The following is a 17835-nucleotide window of genomic DNA, read 5'->3' as shown; positions in this document are numbered from 1 at the left end:
CCTAACCCATCTCGCCCACTCGGCGGGCACCCTTCAAAGTTTTTCAAAAAAGTTGTTGACGCGCGCGTAACGACTCGTCTAATATATCCCTTGCGCGATGGACCTGTAGCTCAGTTGGTTAGAGCGTCCGGCTGATAACCGGGAGGTCACAAGTTCGAATCTTGTCAGGTCCACCATCAAAACGTGAAGAGCCCCGGGGCATTGCCTCGGGGCTTTTTTCTTACCCAACGAAAGTAGTCAAAAGAGCCCCGTCCCAAATTAACTACTTTGATTTTGTGTGCTGGGCGAAAGATTGGGTAGTATAGCTATTCAATGCGGCGACCCTGCCGTGTGTTAACCGCTACGTACCGGAGGTGTTCCATGGTTCGTGTCGACATAGAGACCATCGTCATGGCCGCCGGTCCCGTGCCATCGCTTATCGTGCTGCGCGAGCGCTGCGGCAAGTCGGATTCGACGGCACCCCTGCGTTCACTTTCCATTCAGACCGGCTCGTTTGAGGCCGCGGCCATTAGCCGTGGCATCGATAGCGCCCGCGCCGAGCGCCCGATAACGCATGACCTGCTGCTCGACACCGTCGATGCCCTGGGCGCCAAGCTCGAGCGCATCGAGATTGTTCGTGCCGAGCCGCCGGTGTTCTATGCGACGATTGTCGTGCTGGTCGATGGTGACGAGCGCAAGGTTGACGCCCGCCCCAGTGACGCCATTGCCCTTGCCGTGCGCAGCAATGCCCCCATGTTTGTGGAGGACGACATCATGAATCGCCTGGGTACCGTTTCTGCCCATGCCGAGGAGGTTGACGACGAGCAGGAGTTCGAGAAGTTCGACGAGTTCGTCCATACGCTCTCCCCCGATGATTTCTAAATGTCTGGCACGCGAGCGGAGAGGTCGCTGATGGGTACCCGCGTATCGACTGAAGCGGCCGCCATCGCGCGCGAAGCCCAGATGCGCTCGGAGGCATCCGAAGCGGCTCGCATCGCCTATGTGATGCAGGCCCGCACACTTCGCGAGCGCCGCGGCTCCTATATCAAGATGGTTATCATCTCCGCCCTTGTCGCGGCAATCTGCTCTCGTCTTCGTGGTACAGTTGGTGCGCTTGGGTTTTCGATTTCAACAGGCTTGGTAATCTGGGGTGTGGTCGATGCGGTAATGCTGGCCAACCAGATCAAGGTGCTCGACAAGCGCGCGATGGATATGATGCGCGCCCGCGACGCTGCCGCCAAGATCGCTGCCGAGGCACAAGAACTGTAACGACGCCGAATTCGATGGGAAGGTCTAAAGATGGCACAGGATATGCAGAGCGCCGGCAACGTCTCCGCCGAGCTCGACGCCATGGTGTGTGACCTGATTGGTGCGTTCTTGGACGACCTTGCCGCCGGCGAGAATCCGGGCGTAGTTGTGGCGATCGAGGATGCTGCTTCCAACCGCTATCTGGCGGCACTCGACGAGGACGGCGAAGAGGCGTGCCTCGAGGCTGCCACCAACTTTATCTCCGAGCACAAGATGGGCCTTAAGGACGAGGGCCTGGGCCGTATCTCTCGCTATGCCATCGGCTATACCGGCTGTGTTGAGATTGACGGCGGCTATCACGACGCTCTGCTCGTGAGCTTCTTTGAGACCACGCTCGAGAGCGGCTTTTCGGCGTATGTGCTGTATGAGGGCATGGGCACCGGCGATGGTTTTATGTGGAGCGACCCTGAACCTGCAGGCGAGGAAACCCCTCTCATCTAAAATCGCTAAAATAAACGAGTTTTCGGTAAAAGGCTCTATATTCCCGCTGAGCGTTGTATTGCTGGGCGGGTCGCATACGCGTGCCGTTTGTATATGGATAGAAGATAGGGGAACTACATGCGCGTAGACAATCTGAGGAACATCGCCATCATCGCCCACGTCGACCACGGCAAGACGACGATGGTCGATAAGCTCCTGCGTGCCACGGACGCCTTCCGTGCCAACCAGCAGGTCGAGGACCGCGTCCTGGATTCCAACGACCAGGAGCGCGAGCGCGGCATCACGATTCTCGCCAAGAACATCTCTATCGAGTACAAGGACGTCAAGATCAACGTCATCGACACCCCGGGCCACGCCGACTTTGGCGGCGAGGTCGAGCGCGTGCTGCGTATGGCCGACGGCGCCCTGCTGCTGGTCGACGCCTTTGAGGGCCCCATGCCCCAGACCCGCTTCGTGCTGCGTCACGCTATCGACACCGGCCTTAAGATCATGATCGTCATCAACAAGATCGATCGTCCGGGCGCCAACCCCGAGAAGGCCTACAACGACTGCCTGGACCTCATGGCCGACCTGGGCGCCACCGACGACCAGCTTGAGTTCGCCATGGAGCACGTGGTCTACGCCAGCGCCATGAATGGCTTTGCCCGCCTTGACCCCAACGACGGCAACATGGACATGTATCCGCTGCTCGATATGATTATCGACGACATGCCCGCGCCCGAGGTTGACGAGAACGCCCCGCTGGCCATGCAGTGCGTGACCATCGACCACTCCAACTTCGTCGGCCGTATCGGTATCGGTCGCGTGTACTCCGGCACCATTCACCAGGGCGATCAGATTCTGGTCGTCAAGAACGACGGCTCCAGCGCCACCGCTACCGTCAAGCAGCTCTTTACCTTCGACTACCTGGGCCGCACCGAGTGCCAGGAAGTCGGCGCCGGCGATATCGCCGCCGTCGTGGGTATTGAGCGCACTGATATCGGCGATGTTTACACCGACCCCGAGAACCCCGTCGAGCTCGAGCCCATCGAGATCGACCCGCCGACCCTGTCCATCGTCTTTGAGGCGTCGACCTCCCCGCTCGTCGGCCGTGACGGTGACATCGTGGGTGCCCGTCAGCTCAAGGAGCGCCTGTTCAACGAGGCCGAGAACAACGTGACCATGAAGATCGAGGAGCTCGAGGACAAGAGCGGCGTCGAGGTCTCTGGCCGCGGCATTCTGCACCTGTCCGTTCTGATGGAGTCCATGCGCCGCGAGGGCTTTGAGTTCCAGGTCGGCCGTCCCCGCGTTCTGTTTAAGAAGGACGAGAACGGTAACAAGCTGGAGCCTGTCGAGCAGGCTGTTGTCGAGTGCCCGGACGAGTACTCGGGCAAGGTCGTTGAGGTCTTCGGTACCTCCGGTGGCATCATGACGAGCATGGATACCTCGGGCATCGTGACGCACCTTGAGTTCAAGATCCCGACGCGCGGCATCATGGGCCTTAAGAACCGCATTATGAACGTCACCCACGGCGAGGGCGTGTTCTACCACACCTTCCTGGAGTACGGTCCCTACGCCGGCGAGATCGGCAACCGTCAGAACGGCGCCATGATCTCCATGACCACCGAGAAGGCCGTTGCCTACGCTCTGGGCACGCTGCAGGAGCGCGGGCAGCTGTTCGTTGAGCCGGGCACCGAGTGCTACGAGGGCATGATCGTGGGCGAGCGCAGCAAGGCCGGCGACATGGTCGTCAATATCGCTCGTACCAAGAACCTGGGCAACCAGCGTTCCTCCACCTCCGACATCTCTGTGCAGTTAGTGCCGCCTCGCACCTTCTCTCTGGAAGAGGCGTTGGAGTACATCGCCGACGACGAGCTGGTGGAGATCACTCCCAAGAACATCCGCCTGCGCAAGCGTCTGCTCAACGCCACCGACCGCAAGAAGGCTGCCGTTCGCGCCGGTCAGGTCAACAAATAAGCGCTGGGGCTTGCAACCGCCAATAAGAAAGGGCGCCGACCACGATGGTCGGCGCCCTTTTGCACCCCCACAAAGGTGCCTGGCCCTTTTGTGGGGGTTGCTTTTGTGGTGGTTGGCGCCTAGGCGGTGGGGAGTCCTGGCGTGTTGGAGGCTTGCTGCGGCTTGAGGTGGGCGTTGCGCCAGATGATTTGGATGATGTAGCCGAGTGTAAAGACGAAGGCTACGCCGCTGATGAAATCGCCTACGAGGGGGATTGCCGTAAGCGCGCCCGCGGCGATGCCACCCACGGCTGCCATGGCGTAGCGGTTCTGGTTATGTCCGACCATGCGAGCGATCGCGCACCCCGCAAAGGCACTCGACACCAACGCGATGCCGATGACGCCGCACAAGAGGGTTCCGGCAAGCGACAGGCCGGCAATCGAGATAATCAGCAACAATACGGCAGGGACAATGGCTACCGTGCCCAGAAGACCGCTCATCCACAGGGGCGTGGGGCGCTGGTGGAGCATCCCGCCGGCGCTGGCGGTCGCACGTGGAAAGATGAGCTCGAGCAACAGGGCGATGAAGCAGGTCGAGAGTGCCGCGGCGACGATACCGCCGATGACATCGTTAACGGTGGAAGTATCCTCGTTCTCGGTGCGGTCGATCTTGAGCGCGCCGACCTCGGCTCCTGCGGCGCGCTCGGGGTCCTCGGAAACATGCGCGCTCACGGTACCGGTGATGCGGGCGTTTTTGCCTAGGATGAGTTTGTCGGCCCAGACCTCGACATTGCCATCGACGGTGCCGTCGATGGTTACTGTACTGCCTGCGAGCGCTGCCGACTTGGCAGAGCCGCGCAGGGCCACTGTCTCGCCCAGCGCGTAAAAACAGTTGGCGGTGCTACCGGTGTTGAGCACGACATGCTGACCGGCTACCGTCACACTGCCATCGATTACGGTTTTGGAGATATCGATAGTGCGCGCCGCCAGGCGAATGGCGCCGCCTACGGTGCAGTCGCGAATCGATAGGCTGTCGCCTGCCGCGATAATATCGCGGTCGATAGAGGTATCGTCCAGGTTAAGGCTTTGGCCGGCCCAGTACAGGTCGCCCTCGACGCCAGATGGATTCGAGTCAACTTCGGTTGCGAGTACGTTGCCGGCGGTGTCTGTGCCGGCGAATGACGCCGTGGGAAGTGCGGTCAGCGCAAGCGCGATCAGTGCGAATAGGAGCCCGATGCGGGCCTGCGCTTTACGGCACCGGGACGACGGTTCTAGGTTGCAAGGCATAGTGAATCCTTCGTTAGATACTCGACATGTATCTAACAGGGTACCCAACGCGCGGGCGCTCTAAAAGAACCTCTCGGTTGCATTTCGAAGGGTCGTGCCGCGCTGTCTACTTTTTGCGATGCAAGAACCGCGCGATGTCTTCTTCGGTGGGGCTTTTGATGTCAAAACGCAGCGACAGCCAACGCAGACCCATGGTCACCGCGACGCACACGATGAGGGCGGTGATGTTGCTGACGAGTCCGCTCATGACGAGGCATACATAGCTTGCCGATCCGGCGATGGCCGCGATGGCATAAAAGTTAGTGCGTTGGAAAATACCCGGAACCACGCCCATAAAGCCGTCGCGCAACATGCCGCCACCCACCGCGGTGAAGAAGCCCATCATAATGCAAACGACGGGTGCAAATCCGTAGACCAGTGCCTTGTCCGCGCCGGTTGCCGCATAGATGCCGACCGAGAGGATGTCGAGCAGGGGAATGAGTTTCTCGGGTTTATCGACGATTGCCGGGAAGATGTAGATGATGGCTGCCGTGGCAATGGAAAGCGGCAGTGCCATCGGCTGGTTGAGGATGTAGACGTTGCCCACCTGCAGTGTCATGTCGCGTAAAAGACCGCCGCCCAGACCGCAGACCACCGCGAGCGCGACCGCGCCCACCAGGTCGAGCTTGTGGGCGCGCGCGACCAGCACGCCCGAGATCGATGCCGCGACAACAGCGAACATCTCGAGCCAAAAGGGGATAGCGACCATGGCATCCGAGGCATGTGAGGTAACGGTCAAAGCGGCGACGACGGGCAAGATGGAATCCTTCTGATTGCGAGTTTAGACAATGCCCGTACATAGTACATGGTTGGCGGGCATCGCGTCCTCATTCCTCGGCAAACGGTCGGCAGCGGATGCTGGCGTGGCATTGCTGGGATGCCAGGGGTCCAAAACATGTACGTCACCCTCCAAAAACGACATTTTTCGACATCTTTGGAGGCTGACGTACATGTTTGGATTGAGCTCACAGCATGAGTGGATTGATTTACTCGCATCCGGTATATTTTCCCACTTCAACGGACATAAGAGTTGGATACCGGCTCAGAGCGAGAGGCCCTCAGTGGATACCCCTGTTCTCATTTCGCATAAAACCGCATGGCTTGTCCATCATGCACCCCAGAATTTGGTTCAGTCTCTTGCACGGCACGACTACCAGATAGGCGCACGAGGCATCTCCACCCAGCAACGCGTTGCGCGCATACGACAGGCCCTTACCGACTGCGGCATTCCGTCCGATATGCTCAAGACTATCGATATTTCGGTTGTATTCGAATTCGAGCGAATTCGCACCAAAGGCGTCATTTGCCACATTCTTGGACAAAATCTTCCCTACGAGCATATTGACGAGTTGACGCCCGGAATCTTCATCATCGACGAAGCCTTCACCTTCGTGCTCGCTGCCGAGTGGATGGATAGGATCGAATATCTCGAATATGGCTATGAAGTTTGCGGCGATTATCGCATGAGGCTCAATCCCGCCGACTCTTATACCGAGCAACCAGCCGCCACCTCCAAGAATGAAATAACCGAACTGCTCGATCGGCACCCCGGCAAACCCGGTGCCACACGTGCACGGCTCGCGCTCAGGCACATCTACGATCATTCAGCCTCGCCTATGGAGACCGCTTCGGCAATCGCCCTCTCGCTCCCAACAAGCGAAGGCGGCGTTGGCATTCGAGGTATCGAACTCAACAAACCGCTCGAGATCCCTCAACGTCTCTGGCATTGCGCCAAAGCTCGAACGCTCAAAATCGATGCGCTCGTTACCTACAAGCGTAGGGAGCTCGGTATCGAATATAAGGGCGGTTTTCACGACGAGGTCGAGCGCAAGGGAGCGGATGCGGAACGAGAGGCTGTTCTCTCCCAAATGGGATATCGAATCGTTACGCTCACTTCGGCTCAGTTCAGCAGTCAGCTCGCCTTTCACCGCGCCATGAACAACATCCGCGAAGCACTCGGCATGCCTCGCTGTACCGACACCAGGTACCAGAGAAAACAAAACGAACTGCGCAAGGCACTTATCCGCAACTGGAAAGGCGTGCGAGACGAGGAGACACCTTCCGAATAGTGCCACTCTCGTGAGCTCAATCCAAATGTGTACGTCAGCCTTCAAAGATGTTGAAAAATGTCGGTTTTGGAGGGTGACGTACATGTTTTTGAGGGAGGGGCGGGTTCGAATCCCTCCTCCTCCGCCGTATGTGATTGAACATGACTCAATAACAAAAAAAGCTCCCGTTGCTGGGAGCTTTCTCAATCAAAATGGCGGAGGAGGAGGGATTCGAACCCTCGTGACCTTATACAGGCCAAACGGTTTTCGAGACCGCCGCATTCAACCACTCTGCCACCCCTCCGCGTGGGGTAAAAACAAAGCAGGCTCGAAGGCCTGCTTTGGAATTAACTGGCGGAGAGTCAGGGATTTGAACCCTGGAGACGCTTTTGACGCCTACACGATTTCCAATCGTGCTCCTTCGGCCACTCGGACAACTCTCCGTTAAATGCGAAAGTCAGTATACACGAGGAATTGCAAAGTGCAAACAGAAAAGTTGGCATTTTTTGAAACGCTTGGCTTCGTGACGGGATCCAGGAGGCCAAAAACGGGCTCTGGCCAGCATGGCTGCATGCGGCAAATTGTTCAAAATGGGTATTTATATACGACGTGACAGCAATTTTAAAAATCGCTGAACGGTGTTGCGAACCACTGGTATGCATTTCGCGACCACAGCTTTGCAAGTGCTGACCTGTGGTTTGATTTGGTTTGTCCCCGCAGCGCCGTATCTTGTCCACAGATCCGTCAAGCATTTGGTCGGCATTTGGTTGGAAGACGCATGAAGTGCCGTGTGAGTATGGACATATGTGGAGGTCATGAGGTTGTAGCTGCATATTCTTGCAGCCTGGGAGGTTGAAAGATATTATTACCAAGTCTTTTCCTGCTTCAGGCGCACCTTCACGACCTGAAGCCACATTTGCCCAGAGGAGGTGACAATATGAAGGCTTATGAACTGCTGTTCTTTGTTGACCCGTCGCTCGACCCCGAGACTCGTCTCGCTGTTATGAAGCGTATCGATACCACGATCGCTGAGGGCGCTGGCAAGGTCGACTCCGTTGACGAGTGGGGCAAGCGCAAGCTCGCCTACGAGATCAACGACCTCACCGATGGTGACTACACCCTCATCAACTTCCACGCAGATCCTACCCAGATCGCCGAGCTTGATCGCGTCCTGCGCATCACCGACGCCGTGGTCCGCCACATGATCGTCCGTCGCGACGACCAGGAGTAAGACTGTCGTTTTGGACTGGGCTTGTGCCCCAAGAGGAAGTAGTGAGTTATGAGCATCAATCGAGTGAACATCACCGGTAACCTCACGCGTGATCCCGAGCTGCGCGCCACTGCCGGCGGAACCCAGGTTCTGTCCTTTGGCGTCGCCGTGAACGATCGTCGCCGCAACCCGCAGACTGGCGAGTGGGAGGACTATCCCAACTTTGTCGACTGCACTATGTTCGGCACGCGCGCCGAGGCCGTGAGCCGTTTCCTGGCAAAGGGAAACAAGGTCGCGATCGAGGGCAAGCTGCGCTACAGCTCTTGGGAGCGCGACGGCCAGCGCCGGAGCAAGCTTGAGGTCATCGTCGATGAGATCGAGTTTATGAGCTCCCGTGGTGGCCAGGGTGGCTACGATCAGGGCGGTTACGCCCCCGCAGCCCCTGCGGCGCCCGCACCGCGTCCTGCCGCACCGGTGGCTACGCCGCCCGCGGTCGACGTCTACGATGAGGACATCCCGTTTTAAGGGCTGTTCACCTATTTTTGAGTGAGAGGCGGCTTCGGTTCTCCGAAGTTGCCAAACGAAAGGTATTTTGACATGGCTAATGATTTTTCTGCACGTCAGCCGCGTCGTAAGTACTGCCAGTTCTGCAAGGAGAACACTGAGTTCATCGACTATAAGGACACTCAGCTTCTCCGTAAGTACATGACCGACCGTGGCAAGATCAAGCCCCGTCGCGTCACTGGCGCTTGCACGCAGCATCAGCATGACATCGCCAACGCCATCAAGCGCGCCCGCGAGATGGCTCTCCTGCCGTACACCGTCCCCGTGGTTTCCTCTCGTGGCAACCGCGACCGCGGCTAAGAAGGGAGACGCATCATGAAGGTTATTCTTCTCGATGAGATCAAGGGCAAGGGCGGCGAGGGTGACGTCGTAGAGGTCGCTCAGGGTTACGCTGAGAACTTCCTGTTCCCCAAGAAGCTCGCTGTTGCCGCCACCAAGGGCAACCTCAAGCAGCTTGACGAGCGTCGCAACAACATCGCCAAGCGCGAGGCCGTCCGTCTGGCTACCGCCAACGAGACCAAGGCTGCCTTCGAGGGCAAGACGGTCACCGTTGACGTCAAGGTCGGCGACGAGGGCATCCTCTTTGGCTCCGTTACCGCCGCTATGATCGCTGACGCCATCAAGGCTCAGCTCGGTATGGACATCGACCGCAAGCGCGTCGAGCTCGGTAAGCCCATCAAGGTTGCCGGTGCCCACACCGTTGCCATCTCGCTGTACCGCGAGATCAAGGCCGAGGTTGTCGTTCTCGTTGGCGTTACCGCCGAGGACCTCGCTGCCGAGGCTGAGGCTGAGGAGGCCACTGAGGTCGCCGAGGCCGAGACCGCCGAGGTCGAGACTGAGGCTGCTGCCGAGTAGCATTTGCTGCAACGCAACAATCTTGTTCTAAGAAGGGCGCTCTGGGAGACCAGGGCGCCCTTTTGTTTTCTACGCTCAGCGAGCGCCATGGCAGGCGTTGCGGTGAAGTCCCAAATGCGGGACCGTTCATCCGTTTCGTTCGGTGATGATTGCCGGAGCGCGGCCCGTTTTGGGACCGTGGCTGATACCATGGATGCTCGCAAGCGATATGAATGAGGATGCTCATGGCATACGACGATAGGGAGACGGGGCTGACGGTCGAGGACCGTGGCTCCAAGTTGGGTCTTCCCCAAAACCAAGATGCAGAGGCCAACGTACTGGCCGCTATGCTGCTATCGCCCGAGGTGGTCGAGGAGGCCCAGGTCGAGCTGCAGCCCGATGACTTCTACCGGCCCATTCATAAGACCATCTACACCGCGATGGTCGATATGTACAACAGCCGCATTCCCATCGACTCTATCTCGCTGATCGATTACCTGCGCAGCATCAACAAGCTTGATGCCGTGGGCGGCGAGGCCTACATTTTGGAGCTGATGGGTCAGACCCTGTCGCTCGTGAACTGGCAGCACCATGCCGCCATCGTTCGCCGCGATTCGATGCTGCGTGAGCTGATCGGCGCCACCAACGAGATCAACGCGCTGGCCTATAACGCCCCTACCGACACCAAAGAGGTCGTGGAGCTGGCCGAGAGCAAGCTGCTCAAGGTCACGGCACGCGAGGTCAAGTCGAGCTACAAGACGCTGACCGAGTTTATGGTCGAGGCCTATAACGAGGCCGAGGAAGTGTGCCAGGCCGGTGGACAGGCGGCGGGCGTGCCCACCGGCTTTCCGTCACTCGACCGTATGCTCATGGGCTTTCGCGAGGGCCAGCTCATCATTATCGGCGCCCGCCCTGCCGTGGGTAAGACGTCGTTCGCTCTGAACCTGGCACTGAATGCCGCCGCTGCGGGCTATACCGTCGGATTCTATTCGCTGGAGATGTCGGGCAAGGAAATTGCCCAGCGCCTGATTTGCGCCTACGCCATGATCTCGATCAGCGATTTCCGTACGGGGCGCATTAGCCCCGAGCAGTGGGCCAATATCAACGAGGCCACGCAGACTTTGTCCAAGCTCGATATCCTGATTGACGATACGCCCGGCACTACGGTGACCGAGATCCGCGCCAAGAGCCGCCGCATGCTCCACAACAAGGAAAAGGCCATCATCATCCTGGACTACCTGCAGCTGGTGAGCCCTCCGCCGGGACGTCGCTCCGAGAGCCGTACCGTCGAGGTCTCCGAGATGTCGCGTGGTCTGAAGATCATGGCCAAGGAGCTCAAGATTCCGCTGATCGCGCTGTCGCAGCTGTCGCGTCAGGTCGAGTCCCGTACCGGCAAGCGCCCGCAGCTGTCCGACCTGCGTGAATCGGGCTCCATCGAGCAGGACGCCGACATCGTTATGTTCTTGGACCGCTCCGCCGATGAGGCCGAAGCCTCTCGTGACGATCGACCCGACGAGGGCGTCACGCGTATCGTTGTGGCCAAGAACCGTTCGGGCCCGATCGGTGACGTCGACCTGATGTTCCTGCCGGCATCCACCAAGTTCTATGAGCTTGATGGGGCGCATACCGAGGAGTAGGACAGGCGCCCGTTGCACGGGTATACTGGGAATGTTTTGTGCTTCTACGTGCCAGCGTGGCGCGTAGACAGTCCATGAATGTAAGGAGTAAACATGCCGTCAACCGTTTTGGTCGGTGCCCAGTGGGGCGATGAGGGCAAGGGTAAGATCTGCGACCTGGTCGCCGGCGACTTCGATGCCGTCGTGCGCTTTTCGGGCGGCAATAACGCCGGCCACACCATCGTCGTCAACGGCAAGAAGTACGGCCTGCACCAGGTGCCCTCCGGCATCATGTATTCCGACCACGTGTCGGTGATCGGTAACGGCTGCGTCGTCAACCCCAAGGTTGTCCTTGAGGAGATTGACATGTTCGAGGCCGACGGCATCACCACCAAGAACCTCAAGATCAGTGGCAACGCGCATGTCATCATGCCGTACCACATCGATCTGGATGGCGCCTTTGAGCAGAAGCTCGGCAAGAAGAACATCGGTACCACCAAGCGCGGCATCGGACCGTGCTACCAGGACAAGATGGCCCGCATCGGCCTGCGCATGCAGGACATGCTGGACGAGGAGCTGTTCCGCGACAAGCTGGAGACCGCCCTTGCCCGCGTGAATCCCGAGCTCGAGCTCATCTACAACCTGCCCACCTACACCGTGGACCAGATCTGCGATGAGTACCTGCCCATGGCCGAGCGCCTGCGCCCCTACATCACCGAGACGAGCCTGCTGCTCAATAACATGATCGACGAGGGCAAGGACCTGCTGTTTGAGGGCGCCCAGGCGACGCTGCTCGACATCGACCACGGCACCTATCCGTACGTGACGTCTTCCAACTGCACCGCCGGCGGCGCTATCACCGGCTCTGGCGTCGGTATGAAGAACGTCGACCGCGTGCTGGGCGTCATGAAGGCCTATATCACCCGCGTCGGTTCGGGTCCTATGCCCACCGAGCTTTCCTATGAGTCCGAGGCCGGCCATACGCTGACCGAGGAAGGCTATGAGTACGGCGTGACCACCGGCCGTCGCCGTCGCTGCGGTTGGTTCGATGGTCCCATCGCCAACTACGCCTCGCGCGTCAACGGTCTCACCGATATCGCCCTGACCAAGCTCGACGTGCTTTCGGCCTTCGACACCATTAAGGTGTGCGTTGCCTATGACGTCGATGGCGAGCGCTACACGAGCGTGCCCGAGCACCAAGTGCGCTTTGAGCATGCCAAGCCCATCTACGAGGAGCTCCCGGGCTGGAAGTGCGACATCACCGGCTGCCGCAGCTTTGATGAGCTGCCGCAGGAGGCTCAGGACTACGTGGCGTTTATTGAGGATCTGGCACACACCCGCGTGACCTTTATCGGCGTCGGCGCCGGTCGCGAGCAGATCATCAACCGATTCTGGAAGTAATCGGCACTATTTGGTTATTGCGATATACCCCTTCGCAGCCCGGATGGGCGGCTGAGGGGTATATTTGCTTGTAATGGGCCCGCTTGGTTGGCGGGCCGTTCATCCATAGAGGAGGCACCCTTGAAGGCGGACACTCAAACCATCGACATCCTGTTGTTGGGCAGCGGCGGCCGCGAGCATGCTCTGGCAGCCAAGCTCGCAGCATCACCGCGCGCCGGCAAGCTCTACATCGCGCCGGGTAACGGCGGCACCGCGAGCTGCGGCGAGAACGTGGTTCTCGACGACTGCGATCCTGCGGCCGTGGCGGCGTTTGCCCAGAGCCACGGATGCGGACTCGTGGTGATTGGCCCCGAGGCTCCGCTCGTGGCGGGCGTGGCCGATGCCGTCCGCGCGGCGGGTATCCCGTGCTTTGGCCCGGGTGCCGAGGGTGCCCAGATGGAGGGCTCTAAGCTGTTCTCCAAGCAGCTCATGGAGCGCGCCGGCATCCCGACGGCCGCCTACGGCTCGTTTACTGACGAGGCTTCGGCTCTTGCCTATGTGCGCGAGCAGGGTGCCCCGCTGGTCGTGAAGGCTGACGGCCTGGCCGCCGGCAAGGGCGTTATCGTGGCGACTGAGCTTTCGCAGGCCGAGGAGGCCGTGCGCGAGTGCTTTGGCGGCACCTTTGGTGATGCCGGCAATACCGTGGTCATCGAGGAGATGCTGACCGGCCCCGAGTGCTCGCTGCTGGCCTTTACCGACGGCAAGACCGTGCGTCCCATGGCCACCTCGCAGGATCACAAGCGTGCGCTCGAGGGCGACCTTGGCCCCAACACCGGCGGCATGGGCGTCTACAGCCCGGTGCCCATCGTGACCGACGAGGAGCACGCCACCATGGTGGCGGTCATGGAGCAGACCGTGGCCGAGCTCGCTGCCGAGGGCATCGACTACCGTGGCTGCCTGTACGGCGGCTTTATGCTCACCCCCGCCGGCCCCAAGGTGCTGGAGTTCAACGCCCGCTTTGGCGACCCCGAGACGCAGGTCGTGCTGCCGCGCCTCAAGAACGACCTGGTCGAGGTTATGCTCGCCTGCGCCAACTGCGAGCTTGATCAGATTGAGCTCGATTGGCGTGACGAGTGGGCCGTGGCTGTTGTCCTGACGAGCGCGGGCTACCCCGGCAGCTACGAGAAGGGCAAAGTCATCACCGGCATCGCCGACGCCGAGGCCATGGAGAACGTGACCGTGTACCATGCCGGCACCGCCGTGGTGGACGGTCAGCTCGTGACCAACGGTGGCCGAGTGCTTGCCGTGACCGCGCTGGGCGACACGTTCGAGAACGCTCGCAACCTTGCCTACGAGGCCTGCGAGAAGATTGATTTTGAGGGCAAGACCCTGCGTCATGACATCGGTCTGCGCGCGCTGCGTGGCCGCGACGCCTGGGATGCCTAAAGTCCGAGAGGGATGAGACGGATGGACGAGAAGAACGAAGAGCTCGTGGACGCGCAGATCGTCGAGGAAGATAGCCGCGCGTACGGACACGCCGAGGACGAGCCGGGTGGTGAGGTTGTCGACGAGCCGATGCTGGTGCTGGGCGATGACGACCCGCACGATGCCGAGTTGCACGAGAAGATTCTTTCGGAGGAGTGCGCCTGGAAGGGCAAGATCCTCGACGTCCACCGTCTTGAGGTTGAGCTGCCCAACGGTCACCGCAGCGCCCGCGATGTGATTCGACATCCGGGCGCGGCGGCCGTCGTGGCGCTTACCGAGAGCGGCAAGATCGTGCTGGTGCGTCAGTATCGCACCGCCATCGACCGCGTGACGGTCGAGATTCCCGCCGGTAAGCTCGATCCGGGCGAGGATCCGCTCGATTGCGCCAAGCGTGAGCTGCACGAGGAGACGGGCTTTAGGGCCGGTCGCATTCGCTTTTTGACATCGATCGTCACGACCTGCGGCTTCTGTGACGAGATTATTCACATCTACCTGGCCACCAAGCTCGAGTTCGATGCACCCAACCCCGATGACGACGAGTTCGTCAACGTGGACCTCGTGCCGCTGCACGAGCTGATCGACGCCGTGCTCGACGGCAAGATCGAAGACGCCAAGACCGTCGTGGGCGCCTTGGCTTGCGATAGCATCGCGCACCGCTTGGGTGGTTCTGAGCTCTAGGTTACGCGGTTTTACCAAACCGCGTAACGAGTCGACGCTGCAAACGCCCCTAAGCAGCAATCTGCCTTTCAATCGTCGCTCGCGTACCGAAGTACGCGTCGCTCCTCTTTCAAGGCACCTTGCTCGCTTAGGGACGTTTTCGCTGACGCTGCCAGAACATCGGCTTTATGCTTGTTGGGACGCTTTGTTTTCAGCCCGAACGGTTCAACCGGATTTCTCACGCTACTTATTTACCCCCCGAGGACTGCATGTTTAGAAGGTTTTTGTCTTATTACAAGCCCCAGATGGGGCTTTTTGTTGCCGATACTGTTTGCGCTCTGGTGCTTGCCGCCATTGACCTGGCGTTTCCCATTATTCTGCGCAATCTGACCGGCGGGCTCTTTACCCAGGGTCAGGCTGCTATTATGCAGGCGCTCGGTATAATCGCGGTTGGCCTGGTACTGATGTATGCCATCCGTTGCGCCTGTCGCTACTTTGTGAGTTACTGGGGCCACGTAATGGGCGCGCGCATGGAGTCCAAGATGCGCGAGGACCTGTTCGATCAGTACGAGCGTTTTGGCTTTGCGTACTTCGATCGCAACAGCTCGGGTGACATGATGAGCCGCGTGGTCAACGACCTGTTCGATATCTGCGAGGCGGCCCACCACGTGCCCGAGTGGATTATCATCTGCGGCATCGAGATCGTCGGCTCGTTTGTGATCCTCTTTGCTATTGCCCCGGCGCTGGCGCTTGCCATGGCCGTGGTGACGGCGGCGTTTGCGGTCATCATGTTATGGCAGAACATGCGCATGCGCGAGGTCTTTAGCGACAACCGCAAAAAGATCAGTGGTATTAATGCTCAGCTGCAGGATTCGCTGGCAGGCATGCGCGTAGTCAAGAGTTTTGCGAACGAGGAAGCTGAGCGCTTCAAGTTCCGTGCCTCTAACGACCGCTATCTTTCGTCCAAGGAGAATATGTATCACGCCATGGGCGTCTACACTGCGACGTATGGCCTGCTCTCGGGCGTGTTGTACGTGATCGTGGTGCTGCTCGGCGGTTGGCTGGTGGCCCGGGGACAGCTGCAGGCGGTCGATATGGCGACCTTCGCGCTCTACATTTCACTGTTCTGCACCCCGCTCGAGACGCTTGTGAACTCAGCTGAGACGTATCAGAAGGCCATTGCCGGCTTTAAGCGCATGGACGAGGTGCTTTCGACCGCCCCGGATATCCAGGACAAGCCGGATGCCACGGACCTGCAGGTGACGGCTGGCGCGGTTGAATATCGCGACGTGTGCTTTAGCTACGAGGATGTTGAGCTGAGCAGCGGCGAAGAGGCTCGTCCCGTGATCGACCATATGGATCTGTCCATCAAGCCCGGACGGACCATTGCCCTGGTTGGCCCCTCGGGCGGTGGCAAGTCCACAACGTGTTCGCTGCTGCCGCGCTTTTACGACGTGGTTTCCGGATCCATTAGCATCGACGGCCAGGACGTGCGCGACGTGACGCAACAGAGTCTGCGCCGCGCTATTGGCCTCGTGCAGCAGGATGTCTACCTGTTTGACGGTACGATTGGCGAGAACATCGCCTACGGCAAGCCGGGCGCCACGGCAGGAGAGGTCGCCGAGGCCGCCCGCCGTGCCAATATCGATGCCTTCATCGAGTCGCTGCCGCAGGGCTACGACACGGTCGTGGGCGAGCGCGGCAGCCGTCTTTCGGGTGGCCAGAAGCAACGCGTAGCCATCGCGCGCGTGTTTCTCAAGAACCCCAAGATCCTGATCCTGGACGAGGCGACGAGCGCCTTGGATAACGAGAGCGAGGAAGCGGTGCAGGAGTCGCTCGAGCGCCTAGCGCGCGGTCGCACCACGATCATCATCGCCCACCGTCTCTCGACCATTAAACATGCCGACGAGATTGCGACCGTCGAGCATGGTCGCGTTGTGGAACGTGGTACGCACGAGCAGCTTCTCGCCCGTGGCGGCACCTATGCCCGTTACTATCGAATGCAGTTCGAAGGTGCGCGTGCGCACGAGCTCGACTGATTGATATGACAGGAAGTATATGGCTGAGAAGAACCCTTTGACTCCGGAAGAAGTGACGGAGTTATTCTCCGAGATCGACGCATCCGGCGTTTTGGATCCGACGCTTGCCAAAAAGCGCACCGAGCGCATGCGCGAAAAAGAGGCTGCGACCAAGCGCGGCGACAAGGCGGCGCTGGCGCAGCTTCGCAGCGAAGATCGCGCAAGCCAGACAAAGCAGATCGACCCGCTGTCCGAGGACGACCCTTCGGGCTCGCAGGTGAGCCATACCATTACGAAGACCGCCATGGCCGTGGTCATTGGCATCCTGGTACTGATCGTGGGCATGCAGATCGGCTACGGCGTGATGCGCCGCTTGAACACTGCCAACCTGTCCGAGAGCGTTTCGGTCGATACCGTTTCCACGGCACTGAAGGGCGGCCTTGAGTGGGGTAACGGCTTTACGCAGTTCCCGCTCGACTTTACCGTCGATGAGGCCGATGAGCGTACGGGCACGGTAGAGGTGACGGTGCTGGACACGTCTTCTGCCAACGAGCTCGAGCTGCTGTCCAACGGGCAGATTCAGGCTGCGGCGCTTGCGACCAACGCGTTGCTCAACGATAAGATCGACCGCGTGGTGTATAACGTGCACGCCTATATCGACGAGGACAGCAAGATCCAGCACGACTCTTTCTTTGGCATGTTTCCCGCGCAGGGCCATCAGAGCGCCATTCTGACGTTCGTGTGGACCAAGAGCTCGTCAAATGCCACGAGCATCGACTGGAAGATGCGTATCGTGAGCATGGACGACACGATTGCCGAGCGCATCCAAAAGCAGGTGAACTCGGTGTCGTCGCTGATTGAGGACCCGGCGGTAAGCCAGACCAAGATCACGGAAGAAAAGGCCGAACGCGATCTGGAGCATCGCCTTCACGGCCGCGAGATCTTCCGCGGTGGCAAGCCCGACCGCACACCGTCCGATCTTCTGGAGCAGGATAAATAAGACGCCATCATCCCGCGTGAGCCAAGTGCCCGCGC

General features: G+C 59.7%; 17 protein-coding genes and 3 tRNA genes. 16 read left to right on the top strand and 4 right to left on the bottom strand.

What is annotated here, in order from left to right:
* Positions 1-99: 99 nt before the first annotated feature.
* The 5 genes from SFLMC1_RS05380 to typA all read left to right on the top strand — a co-directional run bounded on the left by SFLMC1_RS05380 (position 100) and on the right by typA (position 3684).
* A tRNA-Ile gene (locus SFLMC1_RS05380) sits at positions 100-176 on the top strand.
* A gap of 184 nt (positions 177-360) precedes the next feature.
* Positions 361-861, top strand: a complete 501-nt coding sequence (locus SFLMC1_RS05375) for a bifunctional nuclease family protein (RefSeq protein ID WP_152074425.1) — start codon at positions 361-363, stop codon at positions 859-861.
* A gap of 30 nt (positions 862-891) precedes the next feature.
* Positions 892-1248: a hypothetical protein gene (locus SFLMC1_RS05370; RefSeq protein ID WP_152074426.1), complete on the top strand. Its 357-nt coding sequence runs from the start codon at positions 892-894 to the stop codon at positions 1246-1248.
* Between the two features lie 30 nt (positions 1249-1278).
* Positions 1279-1728 (top strand): hypothetical protein, encoded by a 450-nt coding sequence (locus tag SFLMC1_RS05365; protein WP_152074427.1) that lies wholly within the window; start codon positions 1279-1281, stop codon positions 1726-1728.
* A 117-nt stretch (positions 1729-1845) separates the two neighbouring features.
* Positions 1846-3684, top strand: a complete 1839-nt coding sequence (typA, locus tag SFLMC1_RS05360; protein WP_117773644.1) for a translational GTPase TypA — start codon at positions 1846-1848, stop codon at positions 3682-3684.
* 119 nt (positions 3685-3803) lie between these two features.
* Here the strand turns inward: typA and SFLMC1_RS05355 are convergent, their stop codons facing one another.
* Together SFLMC1_RS05355 and SFLMC1_RS05350 are read right to left on the bottom strand one after the other, a co-directional pair.
* Positions 3804-4949: a polymer-forming cytoskeletal protein gene (locus SFLMC1_RS05355; protein ID WP_152074428.1), complete on the bottom strand. Its 1146-nt coding sequence runs from the start codon at positions 4947-4949 to the stop codon at positions 3804-3806.
* A 106-nt stretch (positions 4950-5055) separates the two neighbouring features.
* Positions 5056-5745, bottom strand: coding sequence for a trimeric intracellular cation channel family protein (locus SFLMC1_RS05350; RefSeq protein WP_226814276.1), 690 nt, complete (start codon positions 5743-5745; stop codon positions 5056-5058).
* Between the two features lie 304 nt (positions 5746-6049).
* Between SFLMC1_RS05350 and SFLMC1_RS05345 the strand changes: the two genes are divergently transcribed.
* Positions 6050-7057: a hypothetical protein gene (locus SFLMC1_RS05345; RefSeq protein WP_152074429.1), complete on the top strand. Its 1008-nt coding sequence runs from the start codon at positions 6050-6052 to the stop codon at positions 7055-7057.
* Positions 7058-7249: 192 nt separating this feature from the next.
* Here the strand turns inward: SFLMC1_RS05345 and SFLMC1_RS05340 are convergent.
* Both SFLMC1_RS05340 and SFLMC1_RS05335 read right to left on the bottom strand, forming a co-directional pair.
* A tRNA-Ser gene (locus SFLMC1_RS05340) sits at positions 7250-7340 on the bottom strand.
* A 48-nt stretch (positions 7341-7388) separates the two neighbouring features.
* Positions 7389-7479, bottom strand: a tRNA-Ser gene (locus tag SFLMC1_RS05335).
* 494 nt (positions 7480-7973) lie between these two features.
* On the opposite strand from SFLMC1_RS05335, the gene rpsF reads away from it, so the two are divergent.
* The 10 genes from rpsF to SFLMC1_RS05285 all read left to right on the top strand — a co-directional run bounded on the left by rpsF (position 7974) and on the right by SFLMC1_RS05285 (position 17800).
* The gene (gene rpsF, locus SFLMC1_RS05330; protein ID WP_006235831.1) at positions 7974-8267 is read left to right on the top strand and encodes a 30S ribosomal protein S6; all 294 of its coding nucleotides are present in this window, start codon (positions 7974-7976) and stop codon (positions 8265-8267) included.
* A gap of 48 nt (positions 8268-8315) precedes the next feature.
* Positions 8316-8771, top strand: coding sequence for a single-stranded DNA-binding protein (locus SFLMC1_RS05325; RefSeq protein ID WP_117773648.1), 456 nt, complete (start codon positions 8316-8318; stop codon positions 8769-8771).
* 72 nt (positions 8772-8843) lie between these two features.
* Entirely contained in the window at positions 8844-9110 is a 267-nt protein-coding gene (gene rpsR / locus SFLMC1_RS05320) for a 30S ribosomal protein S18 (protein WP_006235829.1), read from the top strand.
* 15 nt (positions 9111-9125) lie between these two features.
* On the top strand, positions 9126-9665 hold the full coding sequence (rplI, locus tag SFLMC1_RS05315) for a 50S ribosomal protein L9 (protein WP_152074430.1): 540 nt from the start codon (positions 9126-9128) through the stop codon (positions 9663-9665).
* 218 nt (positions 9666-9883) lie between these two features.
* Entirely contained in the window at positions 9884-11281 is a 1398-nt protein-coding gene (gene dnaB, locus SFLMC1_RS05310; RefSeq protein ID WP_152074544.1) for a replicative DNA helicase, read from the top strand.
* A gap of 93 nt (positions 11282-11374) precedes the next feature.
* A complete protein-coding gene (locus SFLMC1_RS05305; protein ID WP_152074431.1) occupies positions 11375-12661 on the top strand; it encodes an adenylosuccinate synthase in 1287 nt (428 codons plus the stop codon).
* Positions 12662-12781: 120 nt separating this feature from the next.
* Complete coding sequence (purD, locus tag SFLMC1_RS05300) at positions 12782-14086, top strand: phosphoribosylamine--glycine ligase (protein WP_152074432.1); 1305 nt, start codon at positions 12782-12784, stop codon at positions 14084-14086.
* Between the two features lie 21 nt (positions 14087-14107).
* Complete coding sequence (locus SFLMC1_RS05295; RefSeq protein ID WP_152074433.1) at positions 14108-14803, top strand: NUDIX domain-containing protein; 696 nt, start codon at positions 14108-14110, stop codon at positions 14801-14803.
* A 248-nt stretch (positions 14804-15051) separates the two neighbouring features.
* The gene (locus SFLMC1_RS05290) at positions 15052-16821 is read left to right on the top strand and encodes an ABC transporter ATP-binding protein (RefSeq protein WP_152074434.1); all 1770 of its coding nucleotides are present in this window, start codon (positions 15052-15054) and stop codon (positions 16819-16821) included.
* 19 nt (positions 16822-16840) lie between these two features.
* Complete coding sequence (locus SFLMC1_RS05285) at positions 16841-17800, top strand: hypothetical protein (protein WP_152074435.1); 960 nt, start codon at positions 16841-16843, stop codon at positions 17798-17800.
* The last annotated feature ends 35 nt before the right edge of the window (positions 17801-17835 follow it).

The organism is Collinsella aerofaciens, assembly GCF_901212495.1.
Taxonomy (GTDB): Bacteria; Actinomycetota; Coriobacteriia; order Coriobacteriales; family Coriobacteriaceae; genus Collinsella; species Collinsella aerofaciens_H.
The sequence above is the reverse complement of the archived record's forward strand: the minus strand, read 5'-3'. Positions and strand labels throughout refer to the sequence as shown.